Annotated in this window: 16 protein-coding genes; 12 read left to right on the forward strand and 4 right to left on the reverse strand. The window is 45.3% G+C overall.

Features of this window, described 5'->3' with window-relative positions:
• Positions 1 to 75 precede the first annotated feature (75 nt).
• Both SJY39_RS16655 and SJY39_RS16660 read left to right on the forward strand, forming a co-directional pair.
• Positions 76 to 1,029 carry a LysR family transcriptional regulator gene (locus SJY39_RS16655; protein WP_016793199.1) on the forward strand — a complete coding sequence of 318 codons (954 nt, stop codon included), beginning with the start codon at positions 76 to 78 and terminating at the stop codon, positions 1,027 to 1,029.
• A gap of 155 nt (positions 1,030 to 1,184) precedes the next feature.
• A complete protein-coding gene (locus SJY39_RS16660) occupies positions 1,185 to 3,368 on the forward strand; it encodes a malate synthase G (RefSeq protein WP_016793198.1) in 2,184 nt (727 codons plus the stop codon).
• 224 nt (positions 3,369 to 3,592) lie between these two features.
• Here the strand turns inward: SJY39_RS16660 and SJY39_RS16665 are convergent, their stop codons facing one another.
• Entirely contained in the window at positions 3,593 to 5,014 is a 1,422-nt protein-coding gene (locus SJY39_RS16665; protein ID WP_016793785.1) for an NAD-dependent succinate-semialdehyde dehydrogenase, read from the reverse strand.
• A 147-nt stretch (positions 5,015 to 5,161) separates the two neighbouring features.
• The gene (locus tag SJY39_RS16670) at positions 5,162 to 5,944 is read right to left on the reverse strand and encodes an IclR family transcriptional regulator (RefSeq protein ID WP_010431325.1); all 783 of its coding nucleotides are present in this window, start codon (positions 5,942 to 5,944) and stop codon (positions 5,162 to 5,164) included.
• 153 nt (positions 5,945 to 6,097) lie between these two features.
• Between SJY39_RS16670 and pta the strand changes: the two genes are divergently transcribed.
• Together pta and SJY39_RS16680 are read left to right on the forward strand one after the other, a co-directional pair.
• Positions 6,098 to 7,171, forward strand: coding sequence for a phosphate acetyltransferase (gene pta / locus SJY39_RS16675; RefSeq protein WP_016793784.1), 1,074 nt, complete (start codon positions 6,098 to 6,100; stop codon positions 7,169 to 7,171).
• Positions 7,172 to 7,237: 66 nt separating this feature from the next.
• Positions 7,238 to 8,005, forward strand: a complete 768-nt coding sequence (locus SJY39_RS16680) for a TSUP family transporter (RefSeq protein WP_010431321.1) — start codon at positions 7,238 to 7,240, stop codon at positions 8,003 to 8,005.
• A gap of 100 nt (positions 8,006 to 8,105) precedes the next feature.
• Here SJY39_RS16680 and SJY39_RS16685 read toward each other — a convergent pair whose 3' ends face one another.
• Positions 8,106 to 9,824, reverse strand: coding sequence for a cobalamin biosynthesis protein CobT (locus SJY39_RS16685; RefSeq protein WP_016792250.1), 1,719 nt, complete (start codon positions 9,822 to 9,824; stop codon positions 8,106 to 8,108).
• Between the two features lie 3 nt (positions 9,825 to 9,827).
• Positions 9,828 to 10,811 (reverse strand): MoxR family ATPase, encoded by a 984-nt coding sequence (locus SJY39_RS16690; RefSeq protein ID WP_016793783.1) that lies wholly within the window; start codon positions 10,809 to 10,811, stop codon positions 9,828 to 9,830.
• Between the two features lie 262 nt (positions 10,812 to 11,073).
• Between SJY39_RS16690 and xsc the strand changes: the two genes are divergently transcribed.
• The 8 genes from xsc (at position 11,074) to SJY39_RS16730 (ending at position 20,408) form a co-directional block, all read left to right on the forward strand.
• A complete protein-coding gene (gene xsc, locus SJY39_RS16695; RefSeq protein WP_010431312.1) occupies positions 11,074 to 12,885 on the forward strand; it encodes a sulfoacetaldehyde acetyltransferase in 1,812 nt (603 codons plus the stop codon).
• A 354-nt stretch (positions 12,886 to 13,239) separates the two neighbouring features.
• Positions 13,240 to 14,055, forward strand: coding sequence for an FRG domain-containing protein (locus SJY39_RS16700; protein ID WP_016792251.1), 816 nt, complete (start codon positions 13,240 to 13,242; stop codon positions 14,053 to 14,055).
• Positions 14,056 to 14,319: 264 nt separating this feature from the next.
• Positions 14,320 to 14,757: a nuclear transport factor 2 family protein gene (locus SJY39_RS16705; protein WP_016793782.1), complete on the forward strand. Its 438-nt coding sequence runs from the start codon at positions 14,320 to 14,322 to the stop codon at positions 14,755 to 14,757.
• Positions 14,758 to 14,805: 48 nt separating this feature from the next.
• Positions 14,806 to 16,272 (forward strand): FAD-binding oxidoreductase, encoded by a 1,467-nt coding sequence (locus SJY39_RS16710; protein WP_016767900.1) that lies wholly within the window; start codon positions 14,806 to 14,808, stop codon positions 16,270 to 16,272.
• 117 nt (positions 16,273 to 16,389) lie between these two features.
• The gene (locus SJY39_RS16715; protein WP_372275201.1) at positions 16,390 to 17,391 is read left to right on the forward strand and encodes a TRAP transporter substrate-binding protein; all 1,002 of its coding nucleotides are present in this window, start codon (positions 16,390 to 16,392) and stop codon (positions 17,389 to 17,391) included.
• A gap of 164 nt (positions 17,392 to 17,555) precedes the next feature.
• Entirely contained in the window at positions 17,556 to 18,098 is a 543-nt protein-coding gene (locus SJY39_RS16720) for a TRAP transporter small permease (protein WP_009845769.1), read from the forward strand.
• Between the two features lie 37 nt (positions 18,099 to 18,135).
• A complete protein-coding gene (locus tag SJY39_RS16725) occupies positions 18,136 to 19,476 on the forward strand; it encodes a TRAP transporter large permease (RefSeq protein WP_016767901.1) in 1,341 nt (446 codons plus the stop codon).
• Between the two features lie 11 nt (positions 19,477 to 19,487).
• Entirely contained in the window at positions 19,488 to 20,408 is a 921-nt protein-coding gene (locus tag SJY39_RS16730) for a cache domain-containing protein (protein ID WP_016793780.1), read from the forward strand.
• The last annotated feature ends 9 nt before the right edge of the window (positions 20,409 to 20,417 follow it).

A 20,417-nucleotide genomic window follows, 5' to 3' on the forward strand; every position in this document is an offset into this window, starting at 1 on the left:
TTTGCTATGGACAAAGAATAACCATGCATGTGATAATTTTGTTAATTTATAGTTATTATATTCGGTATTTTTCTTGTGAATATTGCTCGTATAGACCTTAATTTACTTGTGTATTTAGACATGTTGTTACGTGAAAGAAACGTAACTCGTGCGGCAAATCAGCTAGGAATTACTCAACCAGCCATGAGTAATGGACTGCGCCGACTGAGGGATTTATTTGAAGACCCACTGCTGGTGAGAACAAGTGAAGGAATGGTTCCTACCGAGCGAGCGCACAAATTACAGCCGCTGATTCGCAACATACTGGCCAATGTAGAAAAGACACTCCAGCCGACTACAGAGTTTAATGCAGAAGACAGCGAACGCGTGTTTCGTATCATGGCGAGTGACTATGCAGAGTCGACCATTATTCAGCCGCTATTGAAAAAACTGAGCGAGATAGCGCCGAAAATACGACTGGATATAATGACGCCGAGTGATGTGAGCTATCAGGATGTAGAACAAGGCACCGTTGACATTATCATCAACCGTTTTGATGACATTCCACAGTCCTTTCACCAGATGAGTCTTTGGCACGACGGGTTCTCTTGCCTATTTAGCTGTGATAATCCAATAGCCGATAACTTTGATATTTTGTCTTATCTAAAGGCGCAACATATCTGGGTAAGTAAGACAGGTATGGGAACCGGAGTGGGAATCAACCCAAGTGAAGCGCAAAAGCTCGGTTGGATAGATGAAGCGTTAATGCGCATTGGTAAAACCCGTAATATCACGGTGTTTACCCGACATTACCTATCTGCGATTCTCTTCGCTCAGCAGAAAAACCTGATCCTTACTATTCCAACCAAAGCCGCGCAATTGCAGCGCAACAACCCTAATTTGTTAATCAAACCTGCCCCATTTGCGATTGAACCTTTTGAGGTAAAGATGGCGTGGAGTCCATTGTTACAAACCAATCCTGACCATCAGTGGATGCGTCGATTGATTAAAAGTGTCGCTAATGAAATAGAGAGTGGCGTGACGGAATAACACAGTTTGTAGGGTATTTTTTATATGAATATCCAGTATAACTGGCATAAATTAGCTAAATTTACGCCCGTTAAGTAAGTTTAAACTAGTTATTTAGATTTAAGTCAGTTAAGTAAATATATTGAGTAGTCATCAGTTAGCTTGAGAGAGATTTTATGAGCAGTCGTATTCAACAGGGAAGCTTGAACATTGATAGCACCCTCTACCAATTAATTAATGATCAGGTCATTCCTGGAACGGGCATTGTCGCTGAAGACTTTTGGCAATCATTTGCAACCATCCTTGAAGACTTGGCTCCAAAGAACCGCGCATTGCTTATTAAGCGCGACGATCTTCAACATCAAATTGACGTTTGGCACCAAGAGCGTGCTGGACAAACGCTAGATGCGGCAGAGTACAAACAGTTCTTACAACAGATTGGCTACCTAGTCCCTGAAGGCGATGATTTTCAAGTGACAACAGCGAACGTCGAACCAGAAATCGCCACCCAGGCAGGGCCACAGCTTGTAGTGCCAATTATGAACGCACGTTTTGCACTTAACGCAGCCAACGCGCGTTGGGGCAGCTTATATGATGCGCTCTACGGCACCGATGTGATCAGCGAAAGTGACGGCGCGGAAAAAGGTGGAAGCTTTAACCCTGTGCGTGGCGCTAAAGTCGTGACTTATGCTCGTGAGTTCCTTGATGATGCTGCGCCACTAAATGGCGTTTCTCATAAAGACGTAACCAAATACAGCATCAGTAACGCTAGTATCGGTAATAAGCTGATAGCGACACTGGATAACGGTGAGGAAGTCACTCTAATTGATAGCGACCAGTTCATTGGCTATCAAGGTGACGCAAGTTCCCCTTCGTGCATTCTGCTTAAACACAATAATCTGCATATCGAAATTCAAATTGACCCGAGCGCACCGATTGGTAGCGTTGATGTTGCTGGTATTAAAGATGTATTAGTCGAAGCTGCCTTGACGACCATTATGGATTGTGAAGACTCGGTTGCTGCGGTTGATGGTGAAGATAAAGCGCTTGCCTATAGCAACTGGTTAGGTTTGATGAAAGGTGACCTGAAAGAGTCGCTAGAGAAAAACGGCAAAACCATCGTTCGTAGTTTGAATCCAGATCGCCAATACACCAGTGTCACTGGCGGTGAGATCTCGCTCAAAGGCCGCAGCATGTTATTTATACGTAACGTGGGTCACCTAATGACCAACCCTGCGATCATTGACGCCGAAGGTAATGAAGTACCTGAAGGCATTATGGATGGTATGATCACCTCGCTAATCGCGATACATGATTTAAAAGGCAATAGCGCTTACCAAAACTCGACCGCAAACAGTATCAACATTGTAAAACCTAAGATGCATGGCCCTGAAGAAGTGGCGTTTACCAATGAGTTGTTTGGTCGCATTGAAGATGCTTTAGGTTTAGACCGCTACACCATCAAAGTTGGCATTATGGATGAAGAGCGTCGTACTTCGGTCAACCTGAAAGAATGTATTCGTGCGGCTAAAGATCGTGTTGTGTTCATTAATACCGGTTTCTTAGACCGAACGGGTGATGAGATTCACACGAGTATGGAAGCTGGGCCATTTGCGCCTAAAACACAGCTGAAAACCATGACTTGGATTGGCGCATACGAAGATCAAAACGTTGATCTTGGCCTAGCTTGTGGCCTGCAAGGTAAAGCTCAAATCGGTAAAGGTATGTGGCCAGAGCCAGATAATATGGCGAAGATGATGGACGCGAAAATCGGACACCCACAAGCTGGCGCGAATACGGCTTGGGTACCTTCTCCAACTGCTGCGACTTTGCATGCTCTGCACTATCACAAAGTGAGTGTACCAAGCCGCCAGAAAGAGCTTCGTGAGCGAGTGAGAGCCAATGTAGACGATATCCTTACTATTCCGCTATTAGGTAATCAAAAGCTAACAGCTCAAGATATCCAAAACGAATTGGATAACAACACGCAAGGTATTCTAGGTTACGTGGTTCGTTGGATTGACCAAGGCGTAGGGTGCTCTAAAGTACCTGATATTAACGATGTAGGTTTGATGGAAGATCGCGCAACATTGCGTATTTCAAGCCAACACATCGCTAACTGGTTACGTCACGGTATTTGCGATGAAGCCCAAGTAATGAAAACTATGAAGCGTATGGCAGCAGTGGTTGATGAGCAAAACGCTGGCGACCCTAGCTACCGTAATATGGCTCCTAACTTTGAAAACAGCATTGCATTTTCAGCAGCTTGTCAGTTGGTATTCGAAGGTTGCGCCCAACCAAGTGGTTACACAGAGCCAGTGCTACATGCGATGCGATTGAAGTTAAAAGCACTTGCATAAAACAAGGTTGCTAAATAGGCCACAGAACAAAATAGCAAAGTAACGTAACTGTGTTACGGAGTAGCTAAATAACAACGTCACTAAATAATAAAACCACTAAGAAAAGAAACACCCATTTAAACCGAGCCCAAGGTGCCGCGCTTTATAGCGCGGCTTTTTTTGAGGGGTTATAGAAAGAGAATAGCTGAGTCAGTGAGGAAACTTAGTGACTACCAACCCTATTTTCAACCAAAGCAAAGATACTTAATATCCATATACTCATCGATGCCTTCCTTTGCGCCTTCACGGCCAATACCTGATTGTTTAACCCCACCGAAAGGCGCGACTTCGGTTGAGATTAGGCCATCATTTATGCCAACCATACCGTACTCAAGTGCTTCCGCGATGTTCCATACTCGATGAATGTTCTGACTGTAGAAGTACGACGCCAAACCGTAAATAGTGTCGTTGGCCATCTCAATAAGCTCTTCGTCTGTCTCGAATTGCATCACGGGTGCGACTGGGCCAAAAATCTCTTGTTGAACGATGTCCATGCTGTGTTTTACATCTTTAAGAACAACGGGCTGAAGGAAGAGTCCATCAAGTTGTTGAAGTGGCGTCACAGGTTTAGCACCTTGTTCAATAGCTCGGTTTATCAATCCTTGGATGTTTTGCTTAGCACCTTCATTGATAACAGGGCCAACCGTTACGCCTTCGTCCAAACCGTTTCCAATTTTAAGCAGCTGTACTGCTTGGTCGAATTTAGCCACAAACTCATCGTGTACTTTACTGTGTACGTAGAAACGGTTTGCACAAACACAGGTTTGGCCTGCATTACGGAATTTTGAAGCCATTGCGCCTTGAACTGCAGCGTCGATATCCGCATCGTCAAACACGATAAACGGTGCATTGCCACCCAGTTCCATTGAGGTGCGCTTAATGCCTTTTGCCGCTTGAGCCATCAAGATACTGCCGACTCGAGTCGATCCAGTAAAAGAGATCTTTTTGATCAGTGGGTGTGATGTGAAAAGCTCACCAATCTGTTCGGGGCTGTCGCCAAGTACGACTTGGAGTAGATCTTTCGGAATGCCTGCTTGGTAAGCCAGTTCAACCACAGCAAATGCAGAAAGCGGCGTTTCATCTGAGGGCTTCACAATAAAACTACAGCCAGCAGCAAGGGCAGGAGCGGCCTTACGAGTGATCATCGCAATCGGAAAGTTCCACGGCGTAATGGCACACGCGACCCCAATCGGCTGCTTGATTGTTACTAAGCGTTTGCCAGCGACTGTGCTAGGAATGGAGTCACCGTAAGTGCGCTTGGCTTCTTCGGCGAACCACTCAATGAAACTCGCGCCATACACCACTTCGCCCGTCGCTTCTGCTAACGGCTTACCTTGTTCGATGGTCATTAGGCGAGCAAGATCTTCTTTGTTTTCAAGGATCAGTTGATGCCAACCACTTAGCAATGCAGCACGGGATTTAGCGGGAATTTTTGCCCACTCTTTCTGCGCAACATGAGCGCGTTCGATAGCGCTCTCTAACTCTGCCTCAGATGAGATTGGTGCATGCCCAATAAGCTCACCCGTTGCTGGGTTTGTGACTGCAACTGCGTTGTTCGCTTCTGTCACCATAAAAGAGAGTAAGTGCTGGTTCTTAATGTTTAGCATCGTGATTCCTTTGTTGTGATTACTTTAGACGTGTTGCTTATGTGCGGGTTGGCGTGTGTTGAAATGACTTCGACCAAATGTTCATTGGTCGAAGGGCATGGATGTTAAGTCGCTAATCTTGGTTATTCTCTGAGATAAATCTTCTCACTAGCCCCAGTTATCAGACTCTATCTTCGCGAGCGCTTTGGCTGCTTTTTGAAGAGCTGGCAGAAACTTGATCGCTTCGTCTGGTTTTACTCGAATCACTGGAGCTTGTATTGCTAAGCCTAGATTGGATTGGCCAGTAGAAGACGGTATTAATACGGCGATACAGACTAACCCTGGTAAGAACTCTTCATCATCAATAGCAAAACCTTGGATCTTCGCTTCTTCGATGTCTTTCTCTAACGTCGAATAGTCAGTAATGGTTTTCACTGTGTACTGAGTCAGTGGCACGTTTTCAATCAGTCTTCTGCGCTGTGATTTCGACATGTGCGCCAAAAACAGTTTGCCTGTAGCTGAGCAATGCACGGGTACGCGAGAGCCTGGCTGTAGATGGAAGCGCAGCGGGGCTTCAGTTTCTGCGCGATCAAGATAGATGATCTCACCGCTCGACAGTGCCGTTAGGTTGCAGCTCTCGCCGACTTCTGCTCGAAGGTTTTCAAGAATAGTGCGTCGTGCGCTGTGCATGGTGCTATTCAACAGCAGATTTTCAGCAAGCTTTCTGAGTCGAATACCAGAGCTGTAATGCTTCTCATCGCCGTCTCGTTGAATGATGCCTGCTGCTTCTAACTGCTGAAGCATTCGGTGCAGGGTCGGTTTTGGTAGTCCAGTTTCTTCGACTAATCCCTGAAGAGAAATAAACTCGTCTTTTTGCGCTATCACCTCTAATAGTGCAAAAAGTCGGAGAGTCGGTGTATCCCCTTGAACTGGTGGTATTTCTGTTTGCATATAATGATCCATCCTTGCGATATGTCTATGCCTAAGAGTGTACATACCAAATCATTATTCTTCAATTATCTGAATAAAATTTGACCTTTTTTATTATTCCAATAATATAAATATAAATTATGGAACAATTAATCTCAATAAGTGGAATTTAAGATGAAGGCGATTGAACGGATTATTGATAAGGCTCACTTAGATCGTAAGCTAGTGGTTTTGAGCGAAGCAGAAGACCCTCGTGTACTCAAAGCGGCGCGATTGGCGATAGATAAACAGCTCGCTTACATCACGCTGGTCGGTGATGAAAAGGCGATTATCGAAGCAGCGCAGTTGAACCACATTAATCTCGCCGGCATTCATATTGTTTCACCTGATGCATCCGCGCTTAAAGAGGTGTTGGCCGAACGGCTTCATCAGTTAAGGAAAGCCAAAGGCATGTCGTACGACGATGCTTTAGAAATGGTCAAAGACCCGCTAATTTTTGCCAACTTGATGGTGAGGGAAGGGTTAGTTGACGGCACGGTTAATGGCGCGGTTTATACCACGTCTGATGTAGTGCGAGCTGCGCTTCAGATTATTGGGCCAGCACCAGACAGTGAATTGGTGTCCAGTTTCTTTCTGATGATGTTGTGTGAGCCTTTCCATAATCTCAAAGGCGGCATGATTTTCAGTGACTGTGGTTTGGTGATTAACCCCAATGAAACCGAGTTGGCATCGATTGCAGTGGCTGCATCAAACAGTGCACAAACGCTGTTGATGGAAGAACCGAAAGTGGCAATGTTGTCGTTTTCGACCAATGGTAGTGCGAAACACGAATCGGTCGATAAGGTTCGTAATGCCGCTCAGTTAGTGAAGCAACGCTGTCCCGGAATCGCCGTCGATCAGGACGTTCAACTCGATGCCGCGATTGTGACTGAAATTGCCGCGAAAAAGCTGCCCGATTCAGAAGTGAAAGGCCAATCTAACGTATTGATATTCCCTAATTTAGAAGCGGGGAACATAGGCTATAAACTTGCAGAAAGGTTAGGAGGCGCGGTCGCGATTGGCCCGTTACTGCAAGGATTGAATCAGCCTGCCAATGACTTATCCAGAGGGTGTAGCGCGCAAGATATCTTTAACGTAATTGCGGTGACTGCCGTACAAGCGCAGCAAGGGAAAGTGTCTAGCTCTAAGGCTGATACTGAAGCTGATGTTGAAGAAAAAGAAGAATCAGAATTTGAGTTCCGGTATTAACATCTAGCTCTCGTATCTAGTACTCAGATTCAAATCAAACCCAAAACAACCTAATTAGGATAGCTAATGGAGTTACCTATTTTACTCGCCATTCTTGCCACCATCGCGGTAGGTACCTATTTCCAAACCGTTACGGGGTTTGGGCTGGGTATCATCGTGATTGGTTTGACGGTCAGCCTTAATCTGGTCTCTTTACCCGTTATAGCCGCTGTGGTCAGTATTGTGACCTTGTTCAATTGCTTGGTCGCTTTGATGGGTAAGCCACTGCTTGGGGAGCTCAAAATTCTGGTGGTGTTAATCATCGGTATTATTCCCGGTGTGTCGATGGGGGTGTTCTTGCTGGACGAGTTGAGTGACTCTGCGACCAATATCCTGCGAGGACTATTGGGTGCGATGGTGCTATTCGCAGGTGTGAGCTTTATGTTCAAACCTAAAACCAGAAAGGATCGTTCGGCAACGGTATCATTCCTTATATCAGGATTTAGCTCTGGTTTAGCGGGCGGGTTATTTGGGATGGCGGGCCCTCCGATTGTTTATCATCTCTATCGGCAACCTTTTACACTCGATCTGGTGCGAAGCACACTGCTGATGGTGTTCGCTTGTACGTCGATGTCGCGTACTGTCAATGTCTACGTTGCAGGCGACATGGAACCGAGCATACTGTGGCTATCCGCTATTGCTGTCCCCTTGGTGGCGCTTGTCACGATGTTTGCTCGACGTTTCCCGCCACCGTTGTCTAATGACCAATTAAGAAAGCTGGTGTTTACGGTACTGATGTTGATTGGTGGGTATCTGATGGCTGTGTCTGCATGGTCGTTGCTTGCTGTCTCTTAGCTACTTGTTATATATCAGCTTCTTGCTACCTATTAAGAACATTCCGATAAAAGGCTAGCGGTCTGCTAGCCGATACTTCACTGCTCACGACTTATATCTCCTAACGCTTTAGCATCTCGAAGATGTTCCTAGATAACCCAAACAAACAGCTCTCCTGCACATCTAAAGTGATATTACTGCGGTAGTACGGGCTTAAATCGACGCCCATTCCTACACCATGAATTTCGATATGGTTTTTGTTTGATTCACGCTCAATCACTTGTTTGAGATGGTTATCCAAATAGAACTGGTCGTTGGCTGTGCTGGTGGCGGTATCCATCGGGCAGCCGTCTGAGAACACGATTAAAACCTTTCTTTTTGCACTGTGCTGTTGCAACCGCTGACTAGCGAACTGCACCGCTTCGCCATCAATCCCTTCTTTAAAGGTGTCTGCTTTACGAAGGCTCGCAATGCCAAGGCGAGAGCGTCTCCAATGTGTATCAAAATCTTTAAACACAATATGTCGAACTTCGTTTAAGCGGCCTGGGTGTTTCGGTTGGCCTTGTTTAAGCCACTGTCGATAAACTTTTCCACCGTTCCAGTTATTGGTAGTGAAGCCAATAATCTCAAATGGAATGTTGGCCAGTCCAACGGATTTGAGAATTGTATCCATCAGTAGGCTTAGCTTGTGACTGTGTTTCTTCATTGAACCTGAACAATCCATCAAAAACGTGATGGCACATTGATGAGACGCGCCGATGTCAGGTTGATAAAAGACAGTACGATCCAATGGCGAAGTGATGAGCTTGGTGATGGTCGTGGCGTTAACAATGCCTTCTTCAAGATGATCCTGACGTCGACTCTTTTGTGGCGTCGCAACAAAGCTGGTGAGCATAGCGGCTAAACGGCGAGTGTTTACTTGTCTCGGCATGATGTCATCGGTGAGCTTTTGCCTCAGTTCGAGTAACAGGGCGCGCCTGACGAGTTTGTCTGCCGCGATGACTTGATCAAATTCTGAATTGAAGACCTGATAATTGGCGCCTGACAGCTCGAATACCTTACTACTGCCCGTTATGTCGCTATCGACGTCTTCATCTTGAATGTCACCATCAACAATCAAGGCTAGCTGCGCAAGGATCTTAATGTCTTCTTCGACCGTTGGAGTGGGCGAGTTATCACTTTCTTGTTCTTGGATGATTAACTTTTGTGCAAGGGCCGCAAACTCATTGGCGCAGTGCGCAAACTGCTCTTGGTCGGCTCGATGTTGCTTTAAGCGTTTAAGGCAGTGACCAAAAGTAGGCACGATGCCGGCGCGAGTCGATTCAATGGTTTCAGCGATAGGCTCCGAAACTGGAACGCCAGTTAAGCGGGTGTGGATGACCTGCATCAGTGTAAACAGCAACATGCCTATTCGTGATTCGGTAAAGCCATTTTGATGATATTGGTCGCTCCAATACGCAAAGTTGAATTGAATACTCTTAGTGACGCCTTTTAGGTAAGACGGGACTTGTGACTCGATTCGTGCCTGTTCGCAGAAATCATATAACAGACGTTCGACTTCGTTTTTCGGTCGCAATGAGTAATGAAGAACAGCATCTGAAAGCAAGAGTCGTAATGCTGATGAATCGATCTTGCCTTGCATCGAAAGCTTGCTGTTTTTCAACTCGTGGCGAGAAACAAAGGTGAGATCGTTAGTATGTGCGGACTGGTAATAACAGGGGCTATTGCCTTTATAGAGACGTTTTCCCCGATAATTCAGACTCAACTCACCGCTGATCGCTCTGGCGACAGACACGCCAAGATCGAGGATCTTTTTCTGCTGGGAAGAAACATTGGCCATGGTTTACGACTCCGAATGCGAATAGTTTTGAGTAGGCGTTTCTAAATCTTCACCAAAGCAACGGAAATAATATTCGCTAACCAGTTCTTTCTCTTCGTCTTCGCAGCGATTTAAGAATGACAGTCTAAATGCCGTTGCTACATCGTCGAATATTTGGATGTTTTCGGCCCAAGTGAGTACCGTTCTCGGAGACATCACCGTCGAAAGGTCACCAGCCCGAAACCCGTTACGCGTTAATCCGGCGGTCGCGATCATTTTCTCAACCAACTGTCGGCCACTCTCATTATTCAGCTCTGGAAGCTTGGATAACACGATCTTAGTTTCATGCTGTGGATCTAAATAGTTAAGCGTGGCGATGATGTTCCATCTATCTAACTGACTGTGGTTAAGCACTTGAGTACCCGAATACAAACCTGAAAAATTACCCAAGCCAAGCGTATTGCAGGTAGCAAACAGGCGGAAAGAAGGGTGAGGAGTGATCACGCGGTTTTGTTCTAAAGAGGTGTATTTACCGTCTTGCTCTAATAGCTGTTGAATCACAAACATCACGTCAGGACGACCAGCGTCGTATTCATCTAATACCAGTGCGATGGGTTGTTGAATGCTCTGAGGAAGAATGCCTTCTTTAAACTCTGTTACTTGCATTCCGTCTCTAATGACGATGCTGTCTTTACCTATGAAATCCAAGCGACTTAAGTGTCCGTCTAGGTTGATCCTCAAACACGGCCAATTCAATCTTGCGGCAATTTGCTCAATGTGAGACGACTTACCCGTTCCGTGTGTGCCTTGTATCAATGTGCGACGATTGGAGGTGAACCCCGCCAATATAGCCAACGTCACTTCAGGATCAAAACAGTAATTTGGATCGACTTTAGGAACATATTCGCCCGCATGTTCAAATGCCATCACGGTTAGGTTGCTGTCGATCCCAAAGCGTTCTCTCACGCTTACTGGTTGCGTTGGTATCAATTCCGCCTCATTCATCATTTTTCCCTCTATATAACTCATCACTTGTCGCTGCTATCGCGATATGTCCTCGATTATTAACAGCTCCGCTTAAGTTAACGGCACTTTTTGTACGAAAAACTACCAATAATGTGATCTGGTTTTATTAATTAGAATGATTTGTTCCAATTTAATATAAAAAGTTGACGCGCAAAAATTCTACTACTAAGGTGAAAATGAATTCGAAAAAGAGACAATTCATTCCGAAAAATGAAATTTTGGTTAACTCAAGGAGAATGGAAGAATGAGCGAGCAAGAAAAACGTACGGTTGTTTCCGGCACAGTAACAATGACACCATCAGAAGCGTTCGTTGAAACTATGGTTGCTAATGATGTTACCGATATGTTCGGCATCATGGGGTCGGCATTTATGGACGCAATGGATATCTTTGCTCCTGCTGGCATTCGATTGGTCCCAGTAGTACACGAGCAAGGCGCTGCTCACATGGCAGATGGTTACTCTCGTGTATCGGGTCGCCATGGCGTGGTTATTGGGCAAAATGGCCCGGGTATTAGTAACTGTGTGACTGCGATTGCAGCGGCGTTCTGGGCACATAGCCCTGTCGTAATTGTGACGCCAGAGACAGGTACAAAAACAATGGGCTTAGGCGGTTTCCAAGAGTGTAACCAGCTTCCAATGTTCCAAGAGTTCACTAAGTATCAAGGACACGTAACGCACCCAGATCGTATGGCTGAATACACAGGTCGATGTTTTGACCGTGCGATGAGCGAAATGGGCCCGACTCAGCTGAACATTCCACGTGACTACTTCTATGGCGAAACTCAAACTGAGATCCCTAAACCCGCGCGTTTAGACCGTGGTCCAGGTGGCGAGAAATCTCTAAATGAAGCGGCAGACCTGATTGCTGAAGCGAAATTCCCAGTCATAATTTCTGGTGGCGGCGTGGTAATGGCAGATGCAGTTCAAGAGTGTGCGGCATTGGCAGAAAGATTAGGCGCACCCGTAGTGAACAGCTACCTACATAATGACTCTTTCCCTGCGAGTCACCCATTATGGTGTGGTCCTTTAGGCTACCAAGGTTCGAAAGCAGCAATGAAATTGATGGCTCAAGCGGACGTGGTTATCGCTTTGGGTACACGTCTCGGTCCATTTGGTACTTTGCCTCAACATGGCATGGACTACTGGCCGAAGAACGCGAAAATCATTCAGATTGATGCCGACAACAAGATGCTAGGTCTGGTTAAGAAGATTTCGGTTGGTATCTGTGGTGATGCGAAAGCCGCTGCGGTTGCTCTATCCGAAAGATTGGAAGGCCGCGCACTGTTGTGTGATGACAACAAAGGCGCTCGTCAGGATACAGTCGCAACAGAGAAAGCACTTTGGGAAAAAGAGCTTGATGAGTGGACACACGAACGTGACTCTTTCAGCTTAGATATGATTGAAGAAAACTCTCAAGAGACTCCGTTCTCTGGCGGTGAATACCTACACCCACGCCAAGTACTGCGTGAGCTAGAAAAAGCGATGCCTGAAGACGTAATGGTCTCGACGGATATCGGTAACATCAACTCAGTGGCAAACAGCTACTTACGCTTTGAAAAACCACGTAGCTTCTTTGCTGCAATGAGTTTCGGTAACTGTGGTTATGCGTTCCCGACCATTATTGGTGCGAAAGCAGCGGCACCTCATCGTCCAGCTATCTCTTATGCAGGCGACGGTGCGTGGGGCATGAGCTTGATGGAAACCATGACATGTGTTCGCCATAACATTCCAGTGACAGCCGTGGTATTCCACAACCGTCAATGGGGTGCTGAGAAGAAGAACCAAGTCGACTTCTACAACCGACGCTTTGTTGCTGGTGAACTTGAGAACCAAAGCTTTGCAGAGATCGCACGAGCAATGGGCGCTGAAGGTATCACAGTTGATAAGCTAGAAGATGTAGGCCCAACTCTGCAAAAAGCTATCGACATGCAAATGAACGAAGGCAAAACAACCATCATTGAAATCATGTGTACTCAGGAATTGGGCGACCCGTTCCGCCGAGATGCACTATCAACACCGGTTCGTTTCCTAGATAAATATAAAGACTACGTATAAGTCATAGGAAGTTTGTCCGGCCACCGCATTATAAAGAACGTGGTCGGGCAATATTAACGGGTATTGGCAAAGTGCTTAAGTGAAGAACGTAAACGCTTAGTTCAATAATTTCTACTTAAACATTAGAACACTAATTAAATGTTCCATCGGTACATAAGTGGTTCTAGCTATATAAATTTTGTCACTCATTATTATTGTTCGATCCGTAACTAATGGATCCATAAATGGTCATCTTTGACGAAGATATATACCTATTATCATTTTTCAATAATTACAACTATACCAATTGAACAATTTATTAACGTGATTATTAATACTTTAACTTTACCGAATATAAACTAAATGACTTATTGTATGAATGTTGTGAAAAATAAACGTTATATAAGCTCACTCGAAGAGCTGTATGAAATAATCGATTCACTCATTGCTGAGTGTAGTGGACATCGTGATTTGATTTATAACGTGTGTGATTATGAAAATAATAACTTGATGCCGAGCTTAGGCCGATCAAATCGAAAGAATATTCGCCGTGTCGAACAAGAGCTTCTCTCGACCGTGAGAGTTTATGGTGGGCATTCGTTGAGTGCACACGAGATAAACGATTGGTTACTGATGTGTTTAGCCAAGAAACAGGGGTTTCCAACCCGTTTACTTGAATGGACAGATAACCTGATTAATGCGCTGTGGTCTGTATGTCATAGCCAAAGTAAAGACTGTATCAATATTATTAAAGCCATTGATTATCATAAAGTTAGTGTTTTCAACTCACCATGTGACCTCAATAGGACTCAGATATTCAATGTGGCTGATTGTGATCAGCAAGAGCAACGAAAAGATAAGTGGTATTCCATTCACCCATTTAAGGAAGGTGGCAATGATGCCATTCAGCCTTTGTACGATGAAAAAGAATATTCAAACGGTCTAGTATCCGTTCATATTCTTCCATCAGCGAAAGTAAACCTGATAAAGGAATTAATCTCCATGAATGTTTTAAATGAACCGACAGAATATATTGAAGAGAAACTGGCTGATTTGAAAAATGAAGCCCATATAGACAGCAATCAAGCAATTAATAAAGGCGAGGGTAATATCGAGTTACAAGTTAATACTCATGATCGCCAGCTTGAGCAGTATGGCCGAAAGTACCATCAAGATTTTGATTTCGACTAAAGTCTAATATTTCTAATGATTTTATTTAGACCTCATATAAATCTAGTGATTACGAGATAAATAAAATCAGAACACTAATTAATTTATAAAAAGATGAAATCTGTGAGCTTAAAGATTGTTTATAAAGTAACTCGAAGTTAGAGTGGCGAATCTTGTTATCAAGTTGTTAAATTTTCACAGATCTAGTTTAAACACTCTAATAAAAAAGTGGCGCAAAGCTACTGAAATTTAAACCAATAACGAAAACATAAAGGATTCTGGAATATGAATATGCAAACCAATGCAGCGACATTCGTGCTGGAAAACCAAGTCGACACCGCCTTTTTACAGTCTTTTAGTGATGCATGGAATAACCATGATATTGAAGCGCTAATGTCGTTTATGACCGAAGACTGTGTCTTCCACACCGTGGCAGGAGAAGGCGAACTTGGAAACACTATCGAAGGGTACGAAGCCGTTCGTAATAGCTTTGAATTGGTTTGGCAGAACTTTCCAGATGCAGCCTGGAGCGACCCTGTCCACTTTGTATGTGGCGACCGCGCGGTAAGCGAATCAACGTTCTCTGCGACTAACCCTGATGGCGCCGTCATCGAAGCTCGTATGGTTGATGTGTTTACCCTGAAAGAGGGAAAAATCAGCGTAAAAAATGCCTTCCGTAAAACACGACCTCTTTTGACTCCTAACAACACTCCCAAGAGCTAGACACGAAACCACAACCCGTTCACGTGTTATGACTAGGAGAGTCGAATTATGAGTTTAGTAATGGAACAACCGGCAGCCGATGTGCCACCAAAGGTGAAAAGCACCCGAGCACAAGAAAGTACCCAAGCAAAAGAAAGATACGATCCAAAATACGACCCACTTAAAGACAAGAGCCCAGGTCACGGCAAGGAATACGCCCCGACTTATTGGGTAGATACCGCAGGCGTGCCACCTGAAGATGATGGCCCAATTACATCGGATATGGATGTCGATGTGGCGATAATCGGTTCAGGCTACACAGGCCTAAGTACTGCGATACACCTTGCTGAAATGTACGGCATTAAAGCGATTGTGATTGAAGCTAACCGTATGAGTTGGGGCTGCAGTACCCGAAATGGTGGTCAGGCTCAGTGTGCGTCAGGACGTTTGAAGCGTTCTCAGTGGATTGAACGCTGGGGATTAGAAACCGCGCTAAAAATGCACCGCGAATGCGTCGATGGCATGAACACATTTAAGTCTCTAATCAAAGACATTGATTGTGACCCGCAGCCGGGTGGCCACTTATATGTTGCTCACCGTCCAAAAGTGATGGCAACACTCGAGAAAGAAGCCAAGTTGCTGCGTGACACGTTTGATTACGATGCGCAGATCTTAGATGCGGAAACCGTAAAGCGTGATTACGTCGGCGACCAAGAAGCAGCAGGCGCAATGCATGAGCCAGAAGGTATTGGCATCCATGCAGGGAAACTGGCGTTTGGTTATCTAAGAAAGGCGCGAGCACTCGGCGTAAAAGTTCACCCAGCAAGCCCTGTGATGGGATGGGAAACTCGCAACGGTGTGCATTACCTGAAAACGCCTGGTGGTGTGGTTAAGGCTCGTTCTGTCGGTGTTTGTACCGGTGGATACACCAGCCAAGGTTTGCATTCAGAGCTTAAGAATCGCTTATTACCCGTACTTTCTAACTCGATGGTGACGCGTCCGTTAACTCAAGACGAAATCGCTGCGTGTAACTTCAAAACTAATCAGGTGATTACTGATACCAGAATTTTGCGTCATTACTACCGTTTGTTACCCGATAACCGAGTGCAGATCGGTACACGCAGTGCCATCAGTGGCAAGAATGCACCTGACAAGAAATACGAAGACATGTTGAGAGCGGATTTAACTCGAAAATTCCCTTCTCTCGATCAGATCAAAATCGATTATTCATGGTGGGGGTGGGTAGATGTTAGCCACGACATGATGCCAAGAATCTATCAGCCGAATCCAAAGCAATCCATATTCTACGCACTAGGGTATGGCGGCAATGGTGTGATGTACTCCGCTCAAGCAGGCAAGCGCCTCGCTCAGTGGATCGCAGGTGAAGGTCATAAGCTTGACTTGCCAATATTTGAATCAAAACTTCCGTTCCCCAACGTGAGGGAAGTGGTGGAATCTGAGATGTTTGCACCATTTCGAAGAGTAGGGCAACAGTTCCTTTATCAGTGGTATTCGCTAAAAGATGAAGTGCTTTAGCTACTCGAACATTGTTTCCAAAATAGGGAAATAGAACTACGACCAGGAAAGTTGTACCAGGTCACCTTGTGAGCAAAGTACAGGCAGGAAGTCTGTATGATATGAAAGGTTAAGACTATGAAATTGATTAAAAATAAAATTATTGCTGGCGTCACAATTGTAGCAACAGCGATGCTATCTCATACCGCGGCAGCAGCAAATTTTAAAATGGCTATCGGAGATGCTGCTGGTGGTACTCAGTGGGAATTAGCGACCTCATTTTCTGAATTGATGGAGCAAAAAACAGACGGCAAAGTCAAAATCGACCTGTTCCCGAATGGTCAATTGGGTAACGAGCAAGACACCGTTAACGACGCGGCAATCGGCCTTCTCGACTTCTCAGTATTGGCGATCAACAACGTGACGCCTTTCTCTCCAACGGTTGGTCTATTGACCATGCCTTATGTCATTCAAAGTGCAGAAGAAGCGGTGCTATTAACTCAAGGCCAAGTGGGTCAAGACCTTGTCGATAACACCATTCGTGATGCTGGCGTTCGTATCGTTGGCTGGGCTTATTCTGGTTTTAGGGTTCTGACTAACTCTAAAAAATCAGTGGCTTCACCAGCGGATCTAAAAGGACTAGTGATTCGTGTTCCTCGTAACGAAATCATGATTGCTTCCTACCAAGCATGGGGCGTAAACCCAACACCAATGGCATGGTCAGAAACATTTACTGGCCTGCAGCAAGGTGTGGTTGATGGACAAGACAACCCATACATCACTGTGCATGCGATGAAGTTCAATGAAGTACAAAAGTACGTCACAAACCTTCGTTATATCTTCTCTCTTGAGCCGCTAATCGTCAGTGAAACAGTCTTCCAACAACAGACGCCTGAAATGCAAAAAATCATTCTTGAAGCGGGTCAGGAAGCGACAGAGCACAGCTTTGCATACTTAGAAAATACTGAAAACAAGATCCGTGAAGAACTGCAAGCAAAAGGCATGGTCTTCACTGACCCTACAGACAACGAGCAAGAGTGGATCAGCAAAGTCACTAAGTCAGTTTGGCCTGAGTTCTATTCAAGCATTGGAGGCAAAGACAAGCTAGACGACGTTCTTGAGTTACTAGGTAGAAAGTAACGATTAGATTCGCCCTATCTGCTGTTCTTCGCGACTTAATCACCTAGCGATAGAACGGTTAGGTAGGGCATTTACATGGCTTTACTCGTTGATCTGTCCAGTACCTGATCTTTTTAGTACCGCGAGCGACTGGTTGTCATGTGGAAATCAACATTGGAGGTTATATGTCAGTCGCTAAAACAATAAAAAAGCACCTTAACAACATTGAGGAATATACATGTTGTTTGTTGCTAGCAAGCTTTGTCCTATTGCTGTTCACACAAATCCTTACTCGTCAGCTTTTCGATTACTCCATACCTTGGGGTGATGAAGTCGCTACTTACATGTTTGTTTGGTTTGCCTATCTAGGGGCTGTTGTTGCGGCCAAGATGTCGGCGCATAACCGAGTCAGTTTTCACTTCAAGTTCTTCCCCCCGATTGTTCAGACCGTCTGTGAAACCATTGCTGACTTCTTATGGCTGCTGTTTAACGGCTACTTTGTTTATCTCAGCTACGATTTCGTGTTCAACAAAATGAATTTGTTCTGGAAGTCTCAGACGACAGGCATCCCAATGAAATACTTCTATATGATTTTGCCAATCGCATTTTCTCTAATGATGCTGCGCATTATCTGGAACAACTACGAGCGCTTATTTAAGGGCGCTAAGAACGAAGATCCTGAAGTCAAAGAACTGCGCAAAATGACGGCACAAAAGTCATCACAGTAGTCGTCACAGAGAATAGCCGTAATAGAGAGATGTAATAATGGAATCCTATTTAACTCTAATTTTATTTGGTGGTTTCTTAACCCTGTTAATTCTGGGTGCACCAATCACAGTATCACTGGCCGGCGCTTCAATGGCGGCCTATATGTTGCTCGACAAAAACCCCATCGCTTTAGTACAAATCGCGTTCACTTCGGTGGGTAACTTCCCATTAATGGCGCTGCCAGCCTTTGTTCTTGCTGGCGCATTAATGGAGGCGGCGGGTATCTCCAAACGTCTGGTGGATATTGCAGAGAGCTTAGCCGGACCCGTGACGGGTGGCCTTGGCGCTGCAACCGTGATGGCGTGTTTGTTTTTTGGTGCTATCTCAGGTTCAGGCCCTGCAACCACAGCAGCGGTAGGCATGCTAATGGTGCCTGCAATGGTTAAGCGAGATTATGATAAGAGTTACGCATCGGCAGTAACGGCTGCATCAGGGGGCTTGGGGATCATTATTCCGCCATCCATCCCGTTAGTTATTTTCGGCATCTCAGCAATGGGATTAATGGCACCGCCTGAAGCCATCGCTCAACACGGGCAATTTGCTTCTTTATCTATTCCTAAATTGTTTGTTGCAGGCGTTGTTCCTGGCTTCATCATGGCATCTACACTCGTTGTCACTAACTACTTCATTGCCAAGCGAGAAGGCTATAAAGGGCTGTCTGAGAATTGGTCATTTGGCGAAGTAAGACATGCTTTACGCCGTGGCATATGGTCGATACTGGCTCCATTTTTGATTCTCGGAGGTATCTACAGCGGTATGTTCACACCAACAGAGTCAGCGGTTGTGGCAATTTTCTATTCGCTGTTTGTCGGTGTGTTTATTCACCGAGAGTTATCGTTTAAAAGCACCATCAAATCATTATCGACAACCACATGGATTACCGGGCGTGTGTTGCTGATTCTATTCGCTGCAACGGTATTTGGTCGCTTGTTAATCGAACAAAAAATTCCGGTCGTGGTGGCTGAGTCACTGCTCGGTTTTACCGACAATATGTACATGGTGTGGGCGCTGACGATCACCTTGCTGTTGTTCATTGGCATGTTCATGGAAACGTTAGCCGCGATCATGATTATCGTGCCAGTGCTGTTGCCAATTATGTATATGCTAGGCGCGGATCCAACCCACGTAGGTATTGTGGTGGTGTGTACGTTGTCGATAGGTTTTGCTACGCCTCCGCTCGGTGAGAATATTTTTGTCGCCTCGGGGATAGGCGGGGCCACGGTCGAGCAGATCACCGCGAAGATCCACCCCTTTGTTCTTGCATCCGTAGTGGGCGTGTTCGTTATCGCTTTCTTCCCACAAATTACGCTTTGGCTACCGTCCTTAGTGGGCTATTAGGAGAAGTCACTATGAATATATCAAGAATTATCCTTATTGGTTGTGCCGTATTTGCAGTGATCAGTGGTATTGGATTACGTGCCGAACATTCAGAAACAGCGAAAGAAAATGAGCCAGTCAATGTGCTCGAAATTTCAGAGCCACATGTGGTCAGTGACGCTGAAAGAAGAGCCAAAACCCTGCTTGCTAAAGCGGTTGTCCATGTACAAAAAGAAGGCGATGAGAGCGTAAAAGACTTTATGAGTAGCGCCGAATATATAGACGGTGAGCTCTATGTATTTGCGCTTGGTATTGATGGTCAATTCCTTGCCAGTGGTGGCTCTTCAATGGTGTTGGTGGGCGACAGTGTTTTGGATACCCAAGACGTCTACGGTAATCCTTTTTTTAGAGAAATGATCACTAAAGCTGTGCACAACGGGTTTGGCGAAGTTCAGTACCATTGGACTAACCCTACTGATCGCATGGGCGAACCTAAAACGACCTTCTTTGAGCGTGTCGGTGACGTGATTGTTGCCGTGGGGTATTACCCAGAACGCTCCAGTGCAACAGAAGCTAAGCGGTTATTGGCAAGAGCCATGACCGCGATGGTAGAGTCTGAGCAAGACAGCATTGCCGAGTTCAATAATAGTGAAGGCAGCTTTGTTGAAGGAGACCTGTATGTGTTTGTGATAGACATGAACTCCGGGAAACTGCTCGCTCATGGCGTGTCTCCTGAGCTTGTCGGACGGTCACACAATGAAATTCTAAGCCCTGACAATAAGCCAATTCTTACTGAGATGCTGAATCTCGCTAAAGAAAATGGTCGTGGCGTTTACACCTATCAATGGTTAAACCCGCTGTCGAGAAAAGTGGAAACCAAACACACTTACTATCGAGTGATCGACAATAAGCTGGTTGGTGTTGGTTACTACACTAATTCAAACAGCACGTAAAAGTGTTTC

The organism is Vibrio sp. R78045, assembly GCF_042466085.1.
Taxonomy (GTDB): domain Bacteria; phylum Pseudomonadota; class Gammaproteobacteria; order Enterobacterales; family Vibrionaceae; genus Vibrio; species Vibrio cyclitrophicus.